Source organism: Natranaeroarchaeum sulfidigenes, from assembly GCF_017094485.1.
Lineage (GTDB): Archaea > Halobacteriota > Halobacteria > Halobacteriales > Natronoarchaeaceae > Natranaeroarchaeum > Natranaeroarchaeum sulfidigenes.
The window spans coordinates 2,316,660-2,338,217 of sequence record NZ_CP064786.1 but is presented as its reverse complement, the minus strand read 5'-3'; the positions used below and the strand labels follow the sequence as shown (position 1 = coordinate 2,338,217).

Genomic DNA, 21,558 nt, shown 5'->3' with positions numbered 1-21,558 from the left:
CATGGTCGAGATAGATCCAACCGAGTACGACATCTCCGAACTCGGACCGAAAATCAAGGACGTCGAAGATCTCGAGGAGCTGGAGGCGATGCTCGACCTTGAAGCCGACGGCGAGGATCGGGTCCCTGTCAAGACGCTCATCGAGAGCAGAATCGAGGCGCTGAGCGAGGACGATGGCGACGGCGACGAGGACGCTGATATCACGGAGTTGAGTACGGCCGACGCCGCAAACCTGATCCGCGATATCGACGATCCAGAGCGCCTTGAAGAACTGCAGGAGATCGAGGAGGCAGGCGAAAACCGGGACACGGTCCTTCGGCTAATCGGCCAGCAACTCGATTCGGTACTGGGTAGCGAGGAGACCGATATCGAGATCGAACCGCCCGAGGAGGCACATCCACACCTCGACCACCCGACCGCGGACAAAGCCCACGTCCGCTCGCTCGACGGCGGCGAGTACCGGGACATGTGGGTCTACTGCGAGACACAGGCGGGCGAACTCGTCGACGTCTCGAAGGAACTGCTCGGAAAGGCCCGCGAGCTGATGGACGAGTACAACGAGGAGTACGAGGAGGAGGAAAACGTCGTTGCGGTCGTGATCGGGTCGGACGTCGAGGGGCTGGCCGAGGAAACGATCGCGTACGGTGCAGACGTGGCACTGTATCAGGACGATCCCGAACTCGAACGGTTCCGGCACAAGCCCTACACCGAGATCTACTGTGATATGGCACGCAGTGCGGGCCACCCCTACGTCCGTGAGGACCGCCACGAGGAGGAGTGGCGCGACTACGACGAGCCACGCTACGTCGTCTTCCCGGCGACCCACAACGGCCGGGATCTCTCGGCGCTGGTCCAGGCCGAACTCGACTCCGGGCTGGCCAGTGACTGTTCGGACCTCTACATCGACGATGTGGTCATCAGCAACCCGGCGAAAACCGGCGGCGAGGGCGGCAAGAAGCGCTTCGAGCGCGTGTTGCACATGCCCCGGCCGGACTTCTCGGGCTTCGAGTACTCGACGATCCTCTGTCTGGACTCGCCCCGCCGGGAGTTCCACCCACAGGGGGCGTCGGTGATCCCTGGCAAGTTCGAGATGCCCGAGCCGGACTACGAGCGGGAGGGCCAGCTGATCGAACACGACCTCGAACTCGACGACGATTGGTTACTGGTCGACGTCGAGGAGTACGACCTGCTCGAAAGTGGCGTCGACCTCACCGATCATCAGGTCGTCGTCTGTGTTGGTCGCGGGATTGACCGTGATCCAACGGCTGGGATCGAGCTCGGGCTCGAACTGACCGACGCGTTCGAGGACGCCGCCTTCGGTCTGACGCGCGGGATCATCACCTCCTCGTTCCAGTTCGACGGCCACGTCGAGGAGTACACCGGTGAGGACCGACAGATCGGCGAGAGCGGCCAGGAGGTCCAGCCGAGCCTCTACATCGCCGCGGGCGTCTCCGGTGCGATCCAGCACAAGGTCGGCTGTGACGAATCGGATACGATCGTCGCGATCAACACCGATCCGGACGCCGACATTCGCGACTGGTCGGACTACTATATTCAGGGCGACCTCTTCGAGGTGCTTCCGAACCTGATCGAGGCTCTGGAGAGCGGCGATCCGAGCGATGCGATCGTCGAGGCAGCGGTCGCGACCGATGGAGGTGAGCGCGATGACTGACGAGTACGAACATTACGAGGCAATTGTTGTCGGCGCAGGACCGGGCGGTGCCGCAGCGGCCGCCGCACTGGCCAGACAGGATGTCGAGACGCTCGTGCTGGAACGCGGCGTCGAGGCTGGCTCGAAGAACGTCTCGGGCGGACTGATCTACGCCGAGGAGTCCGCACCGTACACGATGGACGGCCTGTTTCCCGACTTTCGGGAGGCAGCCTCGGAACGGCCGGTCGACGAGAACTACATCCACAACATTGCCGGGAACAAGGTCAAGACGTTCGATCTGGGCGACGTCCACGAACACGACACCGCATGGTGTGATGCGGTCCTCAGACGGAAGATGGACTCGTGGCTCGCCGAGCGCGTCCACGAACTGACCCGAGAGACAGGCGGCGGCCTCCTGACGGACGTTCGGGCGAACGGTCTGCTCCGGGAAAACGGCCGGATCGTCGGCGTCACCTTCGACGAACTCGATCCGATCACGGCGGACGTGATCATCGCGGCCGACGGCGTCAACTCCGAACTCGCCCGCGACGCGGGCCTGATGGACTGGGACGAGCCCGACGAGTGGTTCCAGGGCGTCAAGGCGGTTGTCGACATGGAGCCCGAAGTCATCAACGAGCGCTTCGATATCGACGAGGACGAGGGAGCGGCCCACCTGTTCTCGGGAGACCTGTTCGATGGGGTCCGTGGCGGTGGGTTCCTCTACACGAACGAGGACTCGCTGTCGATCGGGACGGTCTTCCACCTCGATTCGCTCGCGGCCAAAGAGGCCGAGCCCCACGAACTCCTGAACAGCCTGCTTACGCATCCCGTGCTTGACCAGTACCTGCAGGGCGACTACGAGGAACGGGAGTACTCGGCCAAACTCGTCCCCGACTCGAAGAAGGTCGCTCATCCCTCGCCACATCGCGGGAGGCTCCTGCTCGTTGGCGACGCCGCCGGACAGATGCAGGCACAGGGTCCGATCATCAAGGGGATGAATCACGCCGTCTCCGCGGGCGGGCTCGCCGCCGAGGCTTTTGCCGAAGCGAGGACCCGCGGCGACACCTCGCAGGCGGGCGAGCTCTACGAGGGGAAACTCGAAAGCGAGGGCGTGATGGACAAGCTCCGGCCGACCCGCTACGAACTGACCAGTGGACTCTCGGAGAGCGACATCGTCACCTCGGTCAGCAACAAACTACTGAACTCGCCGATCGGCCGTGCGGGACTTCGCACGTTCGACGGTACTGTCGAACGACTGTTCAACTCGCCGTTCGTCCTCGGGATGATCCCCGACACCCGCACGTCCTACGTGACGGTGCCGACGATCCTCGGCGAGGAACTGGGAACCCCGGTCGACGCCGAGCACGAGGTCGAGCCGCCCGAACTGGACGACCGGATCGGCGATCTGACCTACAACGTCGGCGATCCTCACATCGAGCTGATCGACAGCACATTCGAGGCCAGCGGGACCGCCGTGACGGCCTGTCCAGTGAGCGCGAAGGACTTCGGCGGCGGCTGCTACCGCGAGGAGGAGATCAAGACCAACGGCGACACCGAGCGCGTGGTCAGCCTCGACACCCAGCCCTGCGTCGAGTGTGGCACCTGTGCCATCGTCGCCGACACGAAGTGGGAACACCCCAGCGGCGGCAAGGGCGTCGAGTACAAGGAGGGCTGATGGCCTCGGAGCATCGCGAGCGCATCGAGCGGCTGGCCGAGCGCGCCCGGCGGGAGCGGCAGGGCTTCGATCCTCCCGAGACGACGCCTGCGCCGGAGCGCGCCCAGCAGTTCCTGCAGGAGGGCGTCGGCGAACTCGTCTCGCTGTACATCGACGGCCGGAGCGGCGGAGAGTTTGCCCGGTTTTCCGAGGAGGAGTGGGACCTGCTCCACCGCGCGCTCGATGACTGGCTCCAGCTGTACGCCCGGTGTTACGGGCGGCGTCTCGAACGCGGCTTTCAGATCCGGACGCTGGCCGAACTGGTCATCGACACGCACAATCTACACGACGCCGTCATGATGGCGACGAAAGTTCCAGCGCGGGAGTACGGTGAGACGAACGAGGATCTCGATACGGGCGTCACGCAGCCATCGAACACAGGCGACTGAACGCGACACACGTCTTCGATATCAATCCATTAGGCACTCCAAGATCGAAGTAGTGTTTCTAGACAGTGCCATCGGCTGGGAAGATCTGCTCACCGATAGTTAGTAGTACTCAGAAAAGATAGTAAAGCATAGCATGCCGAGTAGTACTCGAGACCCAGAGGTCGTACGCGTCTCGCAGAAGGGACAGGCGACGATCCCGAAGACGCTCCGGGAGAAGTTCGGGATCGACACCCCTGGTGAGGTGTTCATTTACGAGGAAGACGATCGGATCATCGTCGAACCAGTCCCATCACTCGAAGAGTTGGGCGGGATTCACGCTGGCACCGACCGCGAGCGTGGCGACGTGATCGACCGGGTTCGCGAACTGAAACGCGAGGAACACCGGCGCGAAGAGGACCGTGCTAACCGACTCCGACCGGCTGACTCGGAGGATGAATGAGTAACCGGTACGTCTTTGATACCGAAGCGATCATCGCATACCTCTACGACGAGCCAGGTCGGAGCGTCGTCGAAGAGTATCTTCGAGACGTTCGTGACGAGACTATCGAAGGGCTGCTGGCAGAGACCAACGCTGGCGAAGTACTCCATCTAATTGCTCGCTTCGAGGGAATTGACGACAACCCCACGAGGGACTCACTTCGCACTGCCGATCGCGATCTCCGTTCGCTCGAACGGTGGGGGGTTCAAATCGAACGAGCTGACTGGCGACTTGCTGCCGAGGTGAAAGCGGATGGTCACATTTCGTTTGCGGACGCTCATGGCGTTGCACTCGCCCACGAGCGGGATGCGACACTCATCGCCGGTGATGATGATGACTTCGAGACCCTTCCGATCGATGTCGATGTCGTTCGATCTCGCGAGGACGGTGCCTAACCTTCGTCCGTCGAGGAGCATATAATTGAGAACTCGCACCCCGGTTTCTCGTCCGATGACGCCCAGCAGTATTATAATATAGAATGTTCAAACATTGTGTCGCTGCCCTGCAAAATCAAGTATTCTATTCAATAGAATTTCCACACATTGTAGAAAGTGCACCGCTCCAGTCGACGCCCACATTGATATGATCGGCCCGCCGAGTGGATAGCGATGACCAGGTCCCCGGTCACAGGCCGACGGGCGATGCTCGCGGCGGTGGGCACCTCGGCGTCCGCACTCGCCGTCGGCACCGCGAGCGCACCCGCTACCGCCACACTACGCGTTCGCGTTGTCCCGGCGGCGACTGGCGACCGCTGGAACGGCTGGGACCGACCGGCGCTGGAGGCGTACGCGGCGATCGGCGTCGCGCTGGAGCGTCTCACAGCACACATCGAGCGTGAGTCCAAGACGATCGACGACGCCGACTGGAGTCTCGATGCCGAACCGGGGGTCGATCCGCCGACCGGCCTCGACGGCTCCGACCTGCTGACGGCGTTCGGCGACCTGCTCGACGACCGCGAGGCCCGGAGCGCCAACACGGCACATCTACTGCTCGCGCGCGAGCCGTTCAATCCGGACCTGGGCTACGGCACGGCCAGGGCGGATGTCACACGGGGCGGCGACGGGACGGTGACCATCGCCAATCTCGGCGCGACCGAACGCTGGGACGGGCGGGACGTGACGCGAAATATCGCGATCCACGAGGTGTTGCACACGCTGGTCGACGACGAGGCAGTCGGCGCAGTCGTCGAAGGCAGTTGCGATCACGACCTCGGGAGCGTGACGCGAGTCGACGAGGATGTCAGCGAAGTCACGCCCTTTGCAACCGCGTACGCCGGGGCCGCCGAACCGGGCAGCGAGACCTCCTGGCACGGTACTGGCTGTGGCGATCACGACCGGTTTTACCGCCACGATGGAATCACCGAGGAGTGGCGACACACGACCGAACTTAGCGCGGGGACGCTCGGTGCCGTGCGGGACTTCGCGGAACGCCGACTCTGAGCCGGCCCATCGAACAGCACGCTTCCGGATCGTCCCGTTTTTTAGCCTGCCCGGTCCAGTTCCACCCGTGCGAGAGTTTTCCGAGTCGTACCTGCGGGACACCCGCGCAGGGATGTGGGACGACTCACGGCAGGCGCTTGCGGCCCTTGACCTGCAGGACTGTGACTCGATCCTCGACGTCGGCTGTGGAACCGGCGAGCTCTCCCGCGTGCTCGCCGAGGAAAGCGGCGTCGAGGTGCTGGGCGTGGACGCCGACACGGCCCTGCTCGATGCCGCCCGCGAGCACGCCAGCCCGGTCGCCGGGGACGCGACTCGCCTGCCCTTCCCCGATAATGCGGTCGATCTGGTCGTCTGTCAGGCGCTGTTGATCAACCTCTCCGACCCCGCCGCCGCGATCGAGGAGTTCGCGCGCGTAGCGAGCAAGCGCGTCGCGGCGGTCGAACCGGACAACGCCGCGGTGACGGTCGAGTCGAGCGTCGAGGCCGAGGCGAAACTCGCTGCCCACGCGAGAGAGGCCTACCTCGACGGCGTCGGGACCGACATCACGCTCGGGGGGAGCCCGACTGCCGCGCTGTTCGAGCAAGCCGGACTGGGCAACGTCACGACAGCCCGTTACGATCACGAACGGATCGTCTCCGCGCCGTACTCCCAGCGTGACCTCGACGCGGCAAAGCGGAAGGCGACCGGTGACGGACTGGCCGCAGACCGCGCCGAGATGCAGGCGGGCGGGCTGACCGATGGGGGCTACGACCGGCTCCGGAGCGCGTGGCGCGAGATGGGTCGAGCGGTAATCGAGCAGATGCAGACCGGAGAGTACAGACGCCGCGAGGTCGTTCCTTTTTTCGTCACGACTGGCGTCGTCGAGTAGCGGCTGGAATTCACGGTGCGACCGGTAGGTCGCACGTTCATCTACGATGGAGCGACGCGCTTTGTGTGGGGCTCCCGAGTGGGGCAACATTCACGGTGGATGCTTCCGATAGTCGTGGCAATGACAGGAACAGTGTTCGCGTTTCTGGGGGGACGCGACCGGATCGGAACGACGACCACCGCAGTATCAGTGGGGGTATCGATGGCCGAAACGGCGACACGCGTCGCAGTCGTCGATGCGGCGTTCGATAGCGACGGCATTGAAGAGATCATCGATGTGCAGGGCGACGACGGCGTCCGGTCGGTGCTCAGAGGGGATGCCACGATCGACGAGTCGATGGTGACGGGATCGCACGGCGTCGAGTACCTTCCCTCGGGAAACGAGGCTCCCGCACCGACTGACGTCCGTACCCACCGGCTCGTCCGAGCGGCGACGACGCTACGCGAGCGCTACGATGTCGTTTTGCTCGATCTCGGCCACGGTGGCGGCGTCGACGTCGCGATGGGGCTCGAACTGGCCGACGAGGTGATCCTCGTCTCGGGATCGGCCGAGGACGATCTGGCGGCGACCGCGGAGGCGGCGACTGTAGTGCGGTATCACGGCTGTCGGATCCGCGGGACCGTCCTCTCGCGAGTTCCCTCGGTACAGGCGATCGACATCGTCAGCGTAACCGAACAGCTCGACACCGACGTACTCGCCGTGGTTCCCGAGGACGATGCGGTACGGGCAGCCGCGGGGGCTGGCCAGTCGCTACTCCGCTATGATCCCGACAGCGATGCCGCAATGGTCTACTGGCAGCTGGCGTCGAGTCTCACTGGTGCTGGTGGACTGACTGGGCCGGTCCTGCCAGCGAGCGCGGACGAACCGGGCTCCGATTCGAGTCGAGCGGCGACCGAGACAGCAGTGGGGGGAGACGGCGAGTCCGGAGATGAGGAAATGGCCCACGCGTCAAAATCGGCGACCGAAACCACCGCCGGAGGTTCGACCGCCGATGTATCCGGAGAGTCGGATGTCGAGGAGGCACATGCCGATCAGTCATCCGTGTCTGACCCCGCCGATCCGGAGCGATCCGGTGTTTCAGCGGATTCGGCCGAGAGCGATCCACCGGACGGGGAACCGACGGATCACGCGACAGCTGCGCCCACGGGTGATGGGGACGCTGCTGAGTCCGCGGAACAAAGTGAGCCATCGGGACAGGAAGGCGAGCGCGTCGAGGAGGGCGAACGCGTCGAAGATGACGAGACGGTAAAGCTCGAATCGTCTCCCGAGACTGCGGAGAGCGAGGGGACCCTCTCGGACGGGGCATCGGCAGATACGGTAGCGGAGGAGCCGACTGCGGAACGCGACCACGACAAGACTGGCGATGATAGCGAGACGACAACCGAACCAGCGGCGAACTCGATATCTACCGCCGATGGCGATGGAGAGCCAGAGGGCGACGAGCAGACGCGTGATACGGAGCCATCGGCTGCCGAGTTCGAATTCGAGGACACGGGCGAGGTTACCGAGAGCAAACAGGCCGACGACCAGAGAGCAGGAAACCGCCAGGCCGGAAACGACGAGGGCGACACTGGATCAGCGGCCGATCAGGGGTCGGAGATCGGAGCAGCCGACGAGGAGGTGGCCGATACCGATGACGACGACAGCGGCTTCGAGCTACCCGGTTTCGGCGGGGAGGAGACCGAGGCGGCCGACGAAACGAACGGGAGTGGGACTGACACCGGCGACGGAGCCAGCGAGGAGCCAACAGCAGCTGATTCCGGCACGGCTGACGATAGTGGCAACGTGGCTGAGGGATCGCCTGACTCTGACGACCAGAGAGGTAACTCACCGGTGGACGAAGCGGTGCGTGAGCTCCAGGACGACCTCAACGACGACGAACTGTCCGACAGCTCGGCTCCTGACTCCGGCCAGCAGAGAGAGGACGGCTCAGATGAGCAGTCGACGGGTCCGGTCGAGCAAGCAGAGTCAACACCGAACGACCATTCGGCGGAGGATGCACTGGACGATGATCGCGACGATGACGTGAGTGACGACGAGGAGATGTTCGAGGGCGTCTCTTCCGATCCCGAGAGTCTCCTCGACGAGGAAGAGGACGAGGACGACGAGATCAACGCACTGTTTAAGGAGACGATGGACAAGGTGACCAACACGGACGACGAGGAGTAGCTATACGATGTCGCCGCGAACCGTCGTGCCTTCCTGTTCGGTTCGCCAGGCTTGAACGGCTTCAGCGGCTTCGTCCGCCTCGTTCTCGTCCAGTCCGATCATCGTCAGCGCCTCGGGAAGCGTGGGGAATGGGAGTTCGCCGTCCCTGAGTTTCGCCAGGGCGTCCTTGCTTCGCCGCCCCTCCCCTGCCCCGTCGCCGACCCACAGACAGGCACCTCGGGGATCGAGTAGCTGTTCCCACGCGCCACGGGCCTTCGCGCCCTGCAGGCGCTGGGTGACGTTGTCCTCGAAACTCGCGTTACAGACCTCGAGATGGATCGGCTCGTCGTCGTCGTCAAGGAGGTGGGCGGCGAGACACTGTTCGGGTGCGGCGTGGCCGTTCGTGTTCGCCCGCAGGTGCTCGGGGTACTCCGCGGCCCAGTCGGCCCGGACCGTTCGGCCGACGCCCTCGATGCCGTGGGAGTCGACGAACTTGACTTCCCGTTCCGGCTCGTCCTCCAGCAGGATGTCCTTGGTGACGTAGATGTCGAGCCGGTCGATCGGATCGAGTCCGAGCGCGACGTCACCGTACACCCAGACCTCACGAACGGGGACGGGCATCTGCTCTTCCTCGACGGTGTCGACGATTTCCTCGGCTCGATCGAGGGCAACGCTGCGCTCCATTGGGTGGGTGTACTGGCCGGGGGCGCAAAACGGATTCGGTGCGGGTCACGGCGATCAGGTCGACTCGCCGCCCCTACTGGACGTACCTGTCCGGGATCCCCTGGGCGTACTCGGTGATCGCGGGTGCGGCTTCGTCGAGCGCCGCCTCGGCGTCGTCGATACCGACCTCTTCGTCGAGATAGTTCAGCCGGGCAGTGCCAGCACGTGGCCCGTGGCCCTCCCACTGGCGGGCGGAAAGCATGTCACACCCGGTTTGCAGGGTCGCTGGTAGTTGACAAGTGCTCTTTTCGCAGATAATTAACTCAATTTCGTAACCCAGTATATTCATGTACGATGATGACATACGGGCACATGATGCCCGAAATAGAGGTGTCCGACTCGCTGTACCGCAAACTCGAAGAAGTGGCCGACGACAGTGAACTGGAGCACGCTATGTGGGAGATGGCGTACCTGCTCCAGCGCGGTAACGACCCAACATAATCACGGCGGCTGGATTTTTCGTCACAGACGGGCGATCCCGGAGAGTGGCAACGATCAGATTCATTAGGGTCCACACCCCACCCTTCGAGCATGATTCTTCGGGGTGCTCGCGTCGTCGACGGTGACGGTGGCGTCTTCGATGGACCGGTCCAGTTCGACGAGGGGCGTATCACCGCCACCAGCGACGTTTCGACTACACGGGCGGACGAAGAGGTGGTCGACCTCGACGGGTACACGCTCGTCCCCGGTATCGTCGATGCTCACGTCCACTTCTCGCTGTCGGGCGAAGCGAGCATCGAGGACGTCACCGACAAAAGCGATGCCGAACTGCTGTTCACGGAGATTGCGAACGCCCGGCGAACGCTCGAAAGTGGTGTTACCGGGGTGCGCTCGATGGGTGCGCACGGTCTGGACATCGACCTCGCCCGTGCCATCGAGCGCGGCGACGTGCCGGGTCCACGAACCGTGGCGAACTGCGCCTCGATCACGATCACCGGGGGCCACGGCCACCATCTCGGGCAAGAGGTCGACGGGCCCGAGGCGTGTCGCCGCGCCGTCCGCGAGCAGCGCAAGCAGGGCGCACAGTTCATCAAGTTCATGGCGACTGGCGGCGTCACGACGCCCGGCACCGATCCCGGAACGCTCGCCTTTACCCACGAAGAGATCCACGCCCTGGTCGACGAGGCCCATCGCCACGGCGTTCACGTCGCCACCCACGCCCACGGCGCGGAGGGCATCCGGGCCGCCGCCGAGGCTGGCGTCGATACCGTCGAACACGGGACCTTCCTCGATGACGCCGCAATCGAGGCGATGCTCGACGAGGATGTCACGCTCGTCCCGACGCTCACCGCCCCCCACCGCATCCTGCACAACGGCGACCGCGCGACCGCCGAGACGCTCGCCCAGTCGAACGAGGTGTACGAGATCCATCGAGAGTCGTTCCGTCGCGCTGTCGATGCGGGAGTGCGGATCGCCGGTGGGACCGACGCCGGGACACCGTTTAACCACCACGGCTCGAACCGCGTCGAGATCCAGTTCATGGCTCGGAACGGCATGGCTCCCGTGGAGGCGATCACGGCGATGACCGGTACTGCCGCGGAAACGATCGGTCTGGATGACACCGGGAAAGTTGCACCCGGCTATCACGCCGACCTGCTCGTAATCGATGGCGACCCGACCACGGATGTCGCTGACCTCGACGAGATCGAGACAGTCATCAAGGGCGGCAAGGTCGTCTCCGGGACGCCGCTATCCGAACTCGGCGCGTAGGGCGAGAGATCCGGCCGGAAGTACTGTTATACTCGCTCACGTACTCCCGACCATGTACGACGAGATCCTCCTTGCGACCGACGGCAGCGACGACGCCGCGGCGGCGGCCGACCACGCCCTCGACCACGCCGAGCGTTACGATGCGACCCTCCATCTGGTCTCCGTCGTCGAGACCAGAACGGCCTACGATAACGCTATCGTCGACCCCGAAACCGTAGCTGGGAACCTTCGCAAAGAGGCTCGCAAGACGCTCGACCTGCTGGCCGAGCGCGCCGAGGCGGCGGGCGTCGAGACGACGACGGAGATACTCGAAGGGGTTCCCCACGAAGCCATCGAGAACTACGCCGCAGAGAGGGACGTCGACCTGATTCTGCTCGGGACGCAGGGCCGTTCGGCGTTCAAGCGCGCGCTACTCGGGAGTACGACTGATAGCATCGTCCGGTCGCGTGTCGCGCCCGTACTTGTGGTCGGGGAGGACCGGGACTAACACTCCGCAACGAATAAACGCCGGTCGCCCCACACTCCGGTAATGAGCGATTGGACCGAAAAATACCGCCCGTCGACGCTGGCGGAGGTCCGGGGGAACGACAAGGCCCGCGACGCGCTAAAAGAGTGGGCCGATTCGTGGGAGCAACACCGCGAGGCGGTCATCGTCTACGGCAGTCCGGGGATCGGGAAGACGTCGGCGGCCCACGCGCTGGCTGCGGATAAGGGCTGGCCAGTCATCGAGTTGAACGCGAGTGACCAGCGACAGGCCGACGTGATCGACAGGATCGCGGGTGAGGCTGCTCAGTCAGGGACGCTCACGCAGGGCAGTTCGGGCAGACGCCTGGTCGTGATGGACGAGGCCGATAACTTCCACGGCAACGCCGATTACGGTGGTTCCGCGGCGGTCACTGGCGTCGTCAGGGATGCCGACCAGCCGATGATCCTGATCGCAAACGAGTTTTACGACATGTCCCAGGGGTTGCGCAACGCCTGCCAGGAGATCGAGTTCCGGGATGTCTCGAAACGCTCGATCGTGCCCGTCCTCCGGGACATCTGTCGGAAGGAAGGCGTCGAGTACGAGGAGGAAGCCCTCGAAGCGATCGCCAGACAGACCAGTGGCGACCTTCGATCGGCGGTCAACGACCTGCAGGCGGTCGCCGAGCAGGCCGACCGGCTGACCGTCGAGGACGTGGTGACCGGCCAGCGGGATACGACGACTGACATCTTCGATTTTCTCGACGACGTGATCAAAAAGCTCGACCCGCAGGCCGCGCTCGAAGCGTCCTATGACGTCGACGAGACGCCCGACGACATGATAAACTGGATCGAGGACAACATGCCCAAAGATTACGCGGGCCGCGAACTCGCCGATGCGTACGGCTACCTTGCCAACGCCGACCGGTGGCTTGGGCGCGTGCGCGCAACTCAGGACTACTCCTACTGGCGCTACGCGGGCGACAATATGACTGCGGGCGTCGCAGCAGCCCGAAGTGAGCAGAAGGGCGGCTGGACGCGCTATGGCCCACCGAGCTACTGGTCGAAGCTCGGCCGCTCCCGCGGGTCGAGAGAGACGAGGGACAGCATCGCCGTCAAGATCGCAGAAGAGAGTGGCACCAGCATCGGCACGGCGCGTCGCCACGTTCTTCCGTTCCTCTCCGAGCTCACTCACCACTGCAAGAACCGGGAGCTTACCGTTCGGATGGCCGCGATTTACGATCTCGACGAGAAGCAGGTCTCTTTCGTGACGGGCAGCGGGAAGACCACCAACAAGGTACAGTCGATCGTCGAGGACGCCCAGGAGCTGCGCGAGCAACAGGCTGTCGAGCACTCAGGAGGGGCGTTCGAGGGGGCGACGCGGGACGTCGAGGCCGAGGCTGAGACCGACCCCGAGCCAGAACCGGATGCCGAGCCCCACGATTCGACTGACGGCGGGACTGACGAGGGGGCCGACGACGGCCAGGCAGGTCTGACTGATTTCATGTAGCCGATCGGGTGACGCTCTGCGACACAGCGGAGCGCTAGAATGGGGGGCGCTCCAGCCTTACAGCAACCCGATCTCCCTGCCTGCATCGCGGAACGCATCGAGACAGGTAGCCAGATCGGACGCGGAATGCGTCGCCATCGGTGCGACCCGGATTCTGGTCGTCCCTTCGGGAACGCTTGGCGGCCTGATTACCGGGGCGACAACACCACGCTCGTAGAGTTCCTCGCTCAGTTCCAGCGCGGCGGTCCGGTCGTCGACGCGAACCGGAATGATCTGGGTCTCACCCGGCACGTGATAGCCCATCCCGTCCAGTTCCTCACGGAGGTACTCCACGTTTCTCCAGAGCCGATTCCGGCAGTCGTCAGTCCGAGCGATGTGCAGCGATTCGGCGGCCGCGGCGGCTGCCGGCGGGCAAAGTCCGGTCGAGAATGCAAACGAACGAGCATGATTGATCAGATACTCGATCAGCTCCTCGGCCCCTGCGACGTAGCCGCCCTGGCTCGCAAGCGCCTTCGAGAGCGTCCCCATCTGGATGTCAACTCGATCCGAGAGCCCTTCTCGCTGGACGATACCGCCAGCGTCCTCGTACAGACCGATCGCGTGGGCCTCGTCGACCATCACCCAGGCTCCGTACTGCTCCGCGAGGATACAGAGCTCCTCGAGCGGTGCGACATCGCCGTCCACGCTGAACACGGAGTCGGTGACGACGAGCCAGGATTCGTCATCCGCCTGCTCGCGGTCGCTCATCCGGCTGGCGAGATCGGCGGTATCACAGTGGTCATAGACGATCGTCTCCGCGCCGGAAAGGCGGCAGGCGTCGATCGTGCTCGCGTGGTTGTTCGAATCCGAGAAGACAACATCGGGCTCAAGCGCAGTAATCGTCCCGACGTTCGCGGCGTACCCGGAAGCAAAGGTGAGTGCCCGATCGGTGCCGGTCGCCTCGGCGAGCCGGGTCTCCAGATCGTGATGAACCAGCGTATCCCCGGTGACAAGTCTGCTCGCACCTGCACCGGTTCCGACGACCTCGGTGGCGGCGACGGCAGCGTCCTGTACACGCTCGTCCTGTGTGAGCCCGAGATAGTTGTTGGCCCCAAGGACCAGTCGTTCCTCCCCGTCGACGACCGGGAGAGCGCTTCCCGGTGCAGGGGCGAACTGTGCACGTTCTGCGACCCGGTTTGCGGGCGACAGTCGGCGAAGCAGGTTGCGTCGCTCACGGGCAGCCAGCTCGGCCGACAGGTCGAAGCCGTGGCCTATCGACGAGCCGTCATCTCGTTGCGATCCGGTGCTGTCATCTCCTGCGCTGAAATCGTCACTCATATCTCGTCGCCATCTCCGTCCGCTGTCTGCGGCGATATCGACTGCCTGCGGTTCGTCCGTTGTGCACGTCCGAAACGCTGCAACTGATTTGGTCCTACTGCTCAGTGGGTATAGCTTTTCTCACTTCGACCGGGGACTAGCACACCCCTCTTAGCAATCGTTCGTCGCGGCACTCCTTGCAGTGCCAGTGGATGTGTCACCGTCGCCACCTTCGCTGTCCCGCGATTTGACCGCCGCAGGATCGAATTCGTTACTGTCCATGTTCGGGCGCATTCCCGCCCGCTCCATTACCTCGATATCCTCGCCCGGTGACTGGCCGCCGGTCGTCAGGTAGTCCCCCGTCAGGATACCGTCGGCCCCCGCCTCGAAGGGCAGATGCTGTTCGTCCTCGTCGAGGTTGGCCTCTCGCCCACCGGTGAGTCGAACGCGAGCTTCGGGATGCAAGAGCCGGTAGACGGCGACGGTCTTCACGATCTCCTCCGTCGAGATATCCGCCGAATCGCCGAGTCGCTCGGCCATCGGCGTCCCCGCGACCGGGTTCAACACGTTCACCGGGAGCGAGGAGATGCCGATCTCCTGGAGCGCGATGGCGGCGTCGACCCGATCGGTTGGCGTCTCGCCCATCCCGAGGATGACGCCAGCACAGAGATCCATTCCCGCTTCTTTCGCCACTTCGAGCGTTTCGACCCGGTCCTCGAAGCTGTGGGTGTCGACGATCTCCGGGAAGTAGTTCGGCGACGTCTCGATGTTGTGGTTGTAGTGGTTCAGCCCCTCGTCGGCGAGAATCTCGGCCTCTTCGTCGGTGAGGATCCCGAGGCTCGCGTCGACTTCGACATCAGTCTCGTCGCGCACGAGACGGATCGCTTCGAGTACCTCCTCCCACTCTTCCGGGCGGTGCTCTTTGCTGACACCTTTTTCGGCGACGACGATCCCGAAGCGCTGCGCACCGTCCCGCTCGGCGCGTTTCGCCGATTCGAGAACCTTCTCGGGGCCGAGAAACCCGTAGGTCTCGATCCCAGTATCGAAGTGAACGGACTGCGAACAGAACCCACAATCCTCGGAACAGTCGCCCGCTTTCGCATTGACGATACTACATGCGTCGACGGTATCGTCACCCAGCTGGGACCTGATGTAGTCCGCAGCAGGGGCGAGATCCGCGACCGGCTGGGCGATCAGCGCCAGCCCATCCTTTCGGTCGAGGCGCTCCCCATCGAGGACGCGCCGAACCGCGTCGTCGACCGTCTGATTGCCCGTCTCGTAAACCATACCTTCGAACTCAGTTTACACTGTGTTAAATAGTTCGGTGCGCGACAGGTCTGGAGAACGGATCTACGGGGACTTCTGTTAGACGGAGTCCGGTTCGAAGAGTGTCTCGAACAGTTTTCGCTCTCCAGCACGAAGGTGCTGGTTGAACGTCGGCGGGGCGACGCCCAGCGCCTCGGCGATCTGCTCGCCGTTTTTCTCCCGGGGCCACTCGAAGTAGCCGCTGAAGTAGGCCGCTTCGAGCACCTCCCGCTGACGGTCAGTCAGGTGGTCGTCGAGGCGCTCGCGGAACGAGCGTCTGCTGCCGGTATCGCTGGTCCGCTCTCTGCGGGCGACGAACTCGACGGACGGATACTCGCCGGTCAGTCGTTCGGCGAAGGATCGCACGTCCGCGGTCTGTGGCAGGTCGACGACGACTCGGCCGCCGTTCGGATCGGCGGAAACCGACCGCGGGACGCCGCCGTGATCCGCGACCGTCGTCGCGATGTTCGTGTCAGTTGTCCGGCACTCGAGCAGCGCCGTGTCGTTGCGCTCACTGATGAGTTTCGCCTCGGAGACAGACAGGGACTCCTCGGCGGACGCGAGGACGTCCTCGACTTCGGCATCGGTGATCGAGAAGAAGATCAGATACGAGCCGTCGGACTGGGGCAGGATCGTTCGCAGGTCGACGTTGCTGCCGGTCCGTTTCGAGAGGGTGTACAGGAAATCCTCTGAGTTCGGAATCCGGAACTCGACCTGAACCACGCTGTCAGTCAGCAGCGCCTCCTTGCGGTCGATCGCGTTGATCGCGTAGCCAATTGTCTCTCCAAGCTCCGCGAGAACGCTACGGGTATCCCCGTCGAAGGTATCCAGCTGGCTGGCGTAGATCTGCAGGAGTCCGTAGACGGCCCCCTCGTAGGTCAGCGGCACCGTCGCCACCGATCGGAAGCCGCTTTTTAACGCCTGCTTGCGCCAGCTGCCCATACTCTCGTCTTCGAAGATGTTCTGGACGATACCGACCTCGCCCTCGTGGAGCGCGTCCTGGATCGGGTTGGACTCGCTGTCGAGATCGATGCTCGCCAGATAGTTCCCCTCGGTACCGCCTTTCGCCCGCGGGCTGATCGTCTCGTTGATATTGTTGTAGCCGCCGATCCACGCGAACTCGTAGAGGTCGACGTTTACGAGCCGGTCACAGACCTCCTGTTCGATCTCCTCGCGCGTCGAGGCCTGCACCAGCGCCTGATCGATGTTCCGGATCACCGTGTTGATCCGGTTGAGTCGCTTGAGCTGGCTGTTCTGTTCTTCGAGTTTCCGGTCGCGCTCGCGTAACACGGCCTCGCGTTCGGCGCGGTCCAGCGCCGCCTCCGCGTTCGCTCCGAGCGTCTCGACGAACTCGCCGGTCACCGCCTCCAGCGGGTCGTCGCCGGTCGTCCCCGCAAGTAACACGCCGTGATCCCCCAGCGGAACGATCAGCTCGCTGGTCAACACGGACTCGGCGTCGTGGCCCTCCATCTCGCTGACGTCCTCGTGGTGTCTGGTCTCGCCGTCGACGAAGGCGTCCCACGCCAGACTCTCGCCGCCGGAAAACGTCGGCGGCTCCTCGGTCACGTCGTCGAGATCCGAAATAAAGGCCTCCGGGCGCAACACCCCTGCGGACTCGTCGAGCAGGTAGACCGCGATCCAGGGCAACTCCAGCACGTCGACCGCGATTTCGACGGTCTCCCCGGCGATATCCTCCCGCGTCTCGGCCAGCATCAGCGATCGCATCCCGTCGTGGAGCGCGGTCAACATACTTTCTCGCTCTTCGAGGCTCTCCTGCGCTCGCGCGCGATCCACCGCGTTCCGGATCCGATTGGCCAGCAGGTCGTACTGATCCGCAGAGTGTTCCTTCTGCAAGTAGTCGGTCACGCCCTGTGTGATCGCCTCGCTGGCGACCGCCTCGCTCCCCTTCCCGGTGTACAGAATGAAGGGCAACCGCTCGTCGACCGCGCGGACCTCCCGCAGGAAGTCGACACCGTCGGTCGGTCCCATCCGGTAGTCGCTGAGCACGCAGTCGACGCCCGCGCCGTTTTGCAACACCGACAGCGCCTCGCTCGCCTCGGTTTCGGTCGTCACGTCGATATCGTCGTTGTCCTCTTCCAGAAAGGTAGAGACGACATCGAGAAACTGCTCGTTGTCGTCGAGATGGAGTACGTGGATCCTGTCACTCATAGATGCCAGTTCAGTGTCCATACTTGCCAGACACCACGTAAAAAAGTATTTGACGCTGATCCAACAGCTTTCGGCGTTGTCACTGTGTCAGTAAAAGAAGCCGCCCGGACAGGACGGCTATAATCACGCTCCGTGTATGTTCCCCTGGTCGCAAAAACTGAAACCGAAATCGATCAGTCGCAGTTTACAGTTCGACTGCGTCGCCAGTGTCGTAACTGCTGAGCGACTGCGGGACGTTCACGATGGTGACTGCCTCGCTACCGGACTGGGTAGTGATGCGAACCGTGGCATCTTCACCCTCTTCGAGGTAGCGGAGGTCTTCTCCATCCTCTTCGAGTCCGATCTCGATGGTGAAGCGGTCCTGTCGCTGGGTCAGAACGGGTGCAGTTTCGTCTTCGTCCTGCGTACCGATGACATCGAAGCCGTCCTCGTAGGTCAGAGTATCCTGACCGTCAGGGCCGATGTACTCGATGGATGCACCGCTGAGGTCGATCTCGTCAGCACCCGGCGACTGCATGACCGTCATGCTGATCTCGCTGATCTGGTTTTCACCGTCTTCGACAGTCACTTCCTCAGTTTCCGTATCGTCGAACGAATCGTCAACTGTACCGAAGTCCCACACAGTGCTGTCATCAGTCCATTCGACCTCTATGTCGTCGTCATCACTGTAATCAACTTCGTCGTGGAGAGCAATACTTTCACCTTCAGTGACGGGATCAGTGTCGTCAGTCCAGACGAATTCTTCGTCCTCATCTACATTTCTGACGATCAAGTCGCCGTCATCCGACTCAAAGTCGAAGTCACCACTTAGGTATTCCAAGTCGGCCTCGTCAGCATCAGCGCTGTCAGCATCAATCTCAAATTCAACGTTTTCAACCTCACCGTCAACCTCTGCAACCTCACCAATCGAACTGATAATCAGCACCTGATTGGACACCTGATCTTCGGAGTCCTGACTCGTCTCGCTCGCCTGGTTCTGCAGGAATCCTGCCGTGTTAATTAGTACGCTCGCTGCGATCGCTGCCACTAGAATCATTGCGATGAAGACGATCAGGGTCTCGATACCGACCTGACCTCGATCGTTGTCGCGTGTGAATTCGGGTACGCTGATTTCCATTGTTGTGTATCCTCGCGTTGGGTTCGCTTTCGCGGGTCGCCTGTTGAACGACCTCTGAACTATCCATAGTAGGGGTATAAAAAAGAACCACAGGCTACACCAGTAGGACCGGAGCGAACCCGCACCCATGCTGATTAGGTGGTTGTGAGAGAATTGCTATAGAGGGCGTGAACCGTTCGATTATGCGCCAACTGACTCGGTTCCGACGAGCGACGTGCTCAGTCGGGTCTGCGTCACGCGTGTGCTCGTGCACGAAAAAACTCCGATACAGCCTCAGAGTTGCACCGCGTCGCCCTCGTCGTAGCTACTGAGCGACTGCGGCACATTCAGAATCTCCACCGCCTCGCTGCCCGCGGGGGTGACGATCCGCAGCGTCGCGCTCTCGCCCGGTTCGAGATAGCGGAGATCGCTGGTGTCGTCGTCGGTCAGCTCGACGCTGATGACGTAGCGGTCCTGGCGCTCGGTGAGGACGGGAACGGTATCGCCGTTGCGGACGTCCTCGACGCCGAACTCACCCACATCGGGGCTCTCGTCGTAGATCAGCGTCTCCTGACCGTCGGGGCCGACATACTCGACCGAGGAGCCGCCAAGGTCGATCTCGCCCGCGCCGGGTGATTGCATCACGCTCACGCGGACCTCGCCGATGGCGTTGTCCCCGCCGTCCTCTGAGATCTCGCCGACCGAGCTGATGATCAGTACCTGATTGGAGACCTGATCCTGGGCGTCCTGGGCGGTCGTCGACGCCTGGTTCTGGAGAAATCCGGCTGTGTTGAGAAGCAGCGTCGCCGCGATCGCCGCGACGAGCACCATCGCGATGAACACGATCAGCGTCTCGACGCCGATCTGGGCACGCCGCTCCGGTCTGTCTGGTATGGTGATCTCCATGGCTGGTGTCTGGCCGTAGTCTGTATGTTATTTCGTGTCAAATTGAAATAAAAGTTCCTAATATGATAGTATGGTGCTGTAGATGTATACCTACACAAGAAGGTAGTTTGTTTATACAATTTATATCGCGCTTCGAGTATGCGTCCAGCACGCGGCGGAGTTCCGACAGGCGGTACCGAAGACGAGTCCGCCGCCATGCGACCGGCCTTCCAAATATATTAGGTGCACTACCCTCCCCTGCTCATCACACGGGAGACTAGTATTCTGGCAAATACAGCGGGCAGCACGCGTGCAGCGGCAGAATAGAACAGAAGTAGTGATTTGGGGAAAGGGATAAAGTAGCTCCACGAGTAGGCGGGGTAAGTGAGCATGAGCCAACGACACAGCGTGACCGGGCGCAGTTCCACACCCCATCTGGACTCGCTCGACGGGACGGCAGCAGAGCAGGTGACTGCGATGGCCTGGGCACGGTATCTCGGCAACGAGTTCGGTTCGACCGGCGCGATCCGCTCCCTGCGATTCTACAGAGATGCTGGCTGGATCAGCGGCGAGGTCTATCGGAAGATGGTTGATTACGTGCGCGGGCTCTCGGTCGACGAGCTCTCGAACGACGACGACGGCGACGAGACGAGTATCGACGCGCTCGCGGAGACGCCGTACGAGGGCCACGCTCGATCACTCGAATACGTCGCCGCCATCGCTGGCGACAGCATCGAACGCGACCTGACGACGCTCCGCCTCGGACAGAACGGCGTCAACTCGAACGCCGGAATCGGCGGTGATGACGGCGGCGTGCCCGAGGACAGCCAGTGTGCGGCAACCGATGAGGATGGCGAGCCGTGTACCCGGCCCGCGCTCGGTGACAGCGACTACTGTCACGACCACCACGAGGACCCGGTGGATGACGAGATGAGCGAGGAGTAGCGTCGGACGTGGGTGTCACACCTGGTGGAACTCCGACAGCACGTCCTCGGGGACAGGATTGGTGTACTCGAACTGCTCATCTTCACACAGGACCTCGAAGTCCCTGTCCGTCGTAACAATCACGTCAGCATCTGCTTGACGTGCAAGCGCGATATAAAAGCAATCGTACACGTCGTGGTTTTTTTCTGCACTGATTTCGTAGGCATCGAGAACAATGTCTGGCGTCGAGTCGACACACTCCACCGGATACTGCAATAACGAACTCACTGCGTTTCGAGCATCGACTGTCGACAGACCGAGATCCTCAAGCACCCATTGCACTCGGAGTGGAAGATAGCCGAACAACAACAGCGTCTCTTCGCCGTGCAGTGCCGGAACGAGCTGTTCCGCCACGTACGGGTGGCCCGGATGGTCGTCGATAAGTTGGATCGAGAGCGCGTTGACATCAGGGAGTATCCGCATTTATCGCCCCCCGAACGTCGCTTCACCCGCATCTCGAAACGCGTCCTCCCCCCATTCGTCGCGTGATTTGCCCGACGAAACGGTCTCCAGTTCGGGGAGTTGTCGGACGAGCCTGATTTCGGTACCGTCCCGAAGGACTGTAAAGCGCGTCCCCCCATCGAGTCGAAGATCGTCTCGCAGTGCTTTCGGTATCGTCAGACGGCCGCGATCGTTGATTTCAGCCTCACCGTACTCCTGTTGTTTCGGCCTCCCACCGGTATCGCTCATTGGATCACCACAATATAGTTTAACGATTCCAATCACCATAA

The 21,558-nt window shown here is 62.8% G+C and carries 22 protein-coding genes; 13 read left to right on the top strand and 9 right to left on the bottom strand.

The window, feature by feature from the left end; translation table 11 throughout:
* Nucleotide 1: 1 nt before the first annotated feature.
* The 8 genes from AArcS_RS12085 to AArcS_RS12050 all read left to right on the top strand — a co-directional run bounded on the left by AArcS_RS12085 (nt 2) and on the right by AArcS_RS12050 (nt 8,708).
* Complete coding sequence (locus AArcS_RS12085) at nt 2–1,672, top strand: electron transfer flavoprotein subunit alpha/FixB family protein (RefSeq protein ID WP_238477673.1); 1,671 nt, start codon at nt 2–4, stop codon at nt 1,670–1,672.
* Nucleotides 1,665–3,326, top strand: coding sequence for an FAD-dependent monooxygenase (locus AArcS_RS12080; RefSeq protein WP_238477672.1), 1,662 nt, complete (start codon nt 1,665–1,667; stop codon nt 3,324–3,326). Before AArcS_RS12085 ends, AArcS_RS12080 begins: the two co-directional genes overlap by 8 nt.
* Nucleotides 3,326–3,754 (top strand): DUF8055 family protein, encoded by a 429-nt coding sequence (locus AArcS_RS12075; RefSeq protein WP_238477671.1) that lies wholly within the window; start codon nt 3,326–3,328, stop codon nt 3,752–3,754. Before AArcS_RS12080 ends, AArcS_RS12075 begins: the two co-directional genes overlap by 1 nt.
* A 133-nt stretch (nt 3,755–3,887) precedes the next feature.
* Complete coding sequence (locus tag AArcS_RS12070; RefSeq protein ID WP_238477670.1) at nt 3,888–4,193, top strand: AbrB/MazE/SpoVT family DNA-binding domain-containing protein; 306 nt, start codon at nt 3,888–3,890, stop codon at nt 4,191–4,193.
* On the top strand, nt 4,190–4,627 hold the full coding sequence (locus AArcS_RS12065) for a PIN domain-containing protein (RefSeq protein ID WP_238477669.1): 438 nt from the start codon (nt 4,190–4,192) through the stop codon (nt 4,625–4,627). The genes AArcS_RS12070 and AArcS_RS12065 overlap by 4 nt, the downstream gene beginning before the upstream one ends.
* A gap of 213 nt (nt 4,628–4,840) precedes the next feature.
* Nucleotides 4,841–5,671, top strand: a complete 831-nt coding sequence (locus AArcS_RS12060) for a hypothetical protein (RefSeq protein ID WP_238477668.1) — start codon at nt 4,841–4,843, stop codon at nt 5,669–5,671.
* A gap of 67 nt (nt 5,672–5,738) precedes the next feature.
* Nucleotides 5,739–6,539 carry a class I SAM-dependent methyltransferase gene (locus AArcS_RS12055; protein WP_238477667.1) on the top strand — a complete coding sequence of 267 codons (801 nt, stop codon included), beginning with the start codon at nt 5,739–5,741 and terminating at the stop codon, nt 6,537–6,539.
* 120 nt (nt 6,540–6,659) lie between these two features.
* A complete protein-coding gene (locus AArcS_RS12050; RefSeq protein ID WP_238477666.1) occupies nt 6,660–8,708 on the top strand; it encodes a cellulose synthase operon protein YhjQ/BcsQ in 2,049 nt (682 codons plus the stop codon).
* On the opposite strand, the gene AArcS_RS12045 is transcribed toward AArcS_RS12050, so the two are convergent.
* Nucleotides 8,709–9,371, bottom strand: coding sequence for a DUF7095 family protein (locus tag AArcS_RS12045; RefSeq protein WP_238477665.1), 663 nt, complete (start codon nt 9,369–9,371; stop codon nt 8,709–8,711). It lies immediately after the preceding gene.
* A gap of 73 nt (nt 9,372–9,444) precedes the next feature.
* Complete coding sequence (locus AArcS_RS12040; RefSeq protein ID WP_238477664.1) at nt 9,445–9,612, bottom strand: hypothetical protein; 168 nt, start codon at nt 9,610–9,612, stop codon at nt 9,445–9,447.
* Between the two features lie 92 nt (nt 9,613–9,704).
* Here AArcS_RS12040 and AArcS_RS12035 point away from each other — a divergent pair, with 92 nt between their 5' ends.
* The 4 genes from AArcS_RS12035 (at nt 9,705) to AArcS_RS12020 (ending at nt 13,092) form a co-directional block, all read left to right on the top strand.
* Complete coding sequence (locus AArcS_RS12035) at nt 9,705–9,851, top strand: DUF8556 family small protein (protein ID WP_238477663.1); 147 nt, start codon at nt 9,705–9,707, stop codon at nt 9,849–9,851.
* A gap of 90 nt (nt 9,852–9,941) precedes the next feature.
* Nucleotides 9,942–11,120, top strand: a complete 1,179-nt coding sequence (locus tag AArcS_RS12030) for a metal-dependent hydrolase family protein (protein WP_238477662.1) — start codon at nt 9,942–9,944, stop codon at nt 11,118–11,120.
* Between the two features lie 52 nt (nt 11,121–11,172).
* The gene (locus AArcS_RS12025) at nt 11,173–11,607 is read left to right on the top strand and encodes a universal stress protein (protein WP_238477661.1); all 435 of its coding nucleotides are present in this window, start codon (nt 11,173–11,175) and stop codon (nt 11,605–11,607) included.
* Nucleotides 11,608–11,649: 42 nt separating this feature from the next.
* Nucleotides 11,650–13,092, top strand: a complete 1,443-nt coding sequence (locus tag AArcS_RS12020) for a replication factor C large subunit (RefSeq protein ID WP_238477660.1) — start codon at nt 11,650–11,652, stop codon at nt 13,090–13,092.
* Nucleotides 13,093–13,149: 57 nt separating this feature from the next.
* Here the strand turns inward: AArcS_RS12020 and AArcS_RS12015 are convergent, their stop codons facing one another.
* The 5 genes from AArcS_RS12015 to AArcS_RS11990 all read right to left on the bottom strand — a co-directional run bounded on the left by AArcS_RS12015 (nt 13,150) and on the right by AArcS_RS11990 (nt 19,864).
* Nucleotides 13,150–14,409 carry an aminotransferase class I/II-fold pyridoxal phosphate-dependent enzyme gene (locus AArcS_RS12015; protein WP_375139610.1) on the bottom strand — a complete coding sequence of 420 codons (1,260 nt, stop codon included), beginning with the start codon at nt 14,407–14,409 and terminating at the stop codon, nt 13,150–13,152.
* A 150-nt stretch (nt 14,410–14,559) separates the two neighbouring features.
* The gene (gene bioB, locus AArcS_RS12010; protein WP_238477659.1) at nt 14,560–15,675 is read right to left on the bottom strand and encodes a biotin synthase BioB; all 1,116 of its coding nucleotides are present in this window, start codon (nt 15,673–15,675) and stop codon (nt 14,560–14,562) included.
* A gap of 78 nt (nt 15,676–15,753) precedes the next feature.
* Entirely contained in the window at nt 15,754–17,862 is a 2,109-nt protein-coding gene (locus tag AArcS_RS12005; RefSeq protein WP_238477658.1) for a bacterio-opsin activator domain-containing protein, read from the bottom strand.
* A 184-nt stretch (nt 17,863–18,046) separates the two neighbouring features.
* Nucleotides 18,047–18,979 (bottom strand): flagellin, encoded by a 933-nt coding sequence (locus tag AArcS_RS15885; protein ID WP_310736969.1) that lies wholly within the window; start codon nt 18,977–18,979, stop codon nt 18,047–18,049.
* Nucleotides 18,980–19,252: 273 nt separating this feature from the next.
* Nucleotides 19,253–19,864: a flagellin gene (locus tag AArcS_RS11990; RefSeq protein ID WP_238477657.1), complete on the bottom strand. Its 612-nt coding sequence runs from the start codon at nt 19,862–19,864 to the stop codon at nt 19,253–19,255.
* A gap of 369 nt (nt 19,865–20,233) precedes the next feature.
* Between AArcS_RS11990 and AArcS_RS11985 the strand changes: the two genes are divergently transcribed.
* Nucleotides 20,234–20,788 carry a FlaD/FlaE family flagellar protein gene (locus AArcS_RS11985; protein WP_238477656.1) on the top strand — a complete coding sequence of 185 codons (555 nt, stop codon included), beginning with the start codon at nt 20,234–20,236 and terminating at the stop codon, nt 20,786–20,788.
* A 15-nt stretch (nt 20,789–20,803) separates the two neighbouring features.
* Here AArcS_RS11985 and AArcS_RS11980 read toward each other — a convergent pair whose 3' ends face one another.
* Entirely contained in the window at nt 20,804–21,250 is a 447-nt protein-coding gene (locus tag AArcS_RS11980) for a type II toxin-antitoxin system VapC family toxin (protein WP_238477655.1), read from the bottom strand.
* Nucleotides 21,251–21,517: an AbrB/MazE/SpoVT family DNA-binding domain-containing protein gene (locus tag AArcS_RS11975; RefSeq protein ID WP_238477654.1), complete on the bottom strand. Its 267-nt coding sequence runs from the start codon at nt 21,515–21,517 to the stop codon at nt 21,251–21,253.
* Nucleotides 21,518–21,558 lie beyond the last annotated feature (41 nt).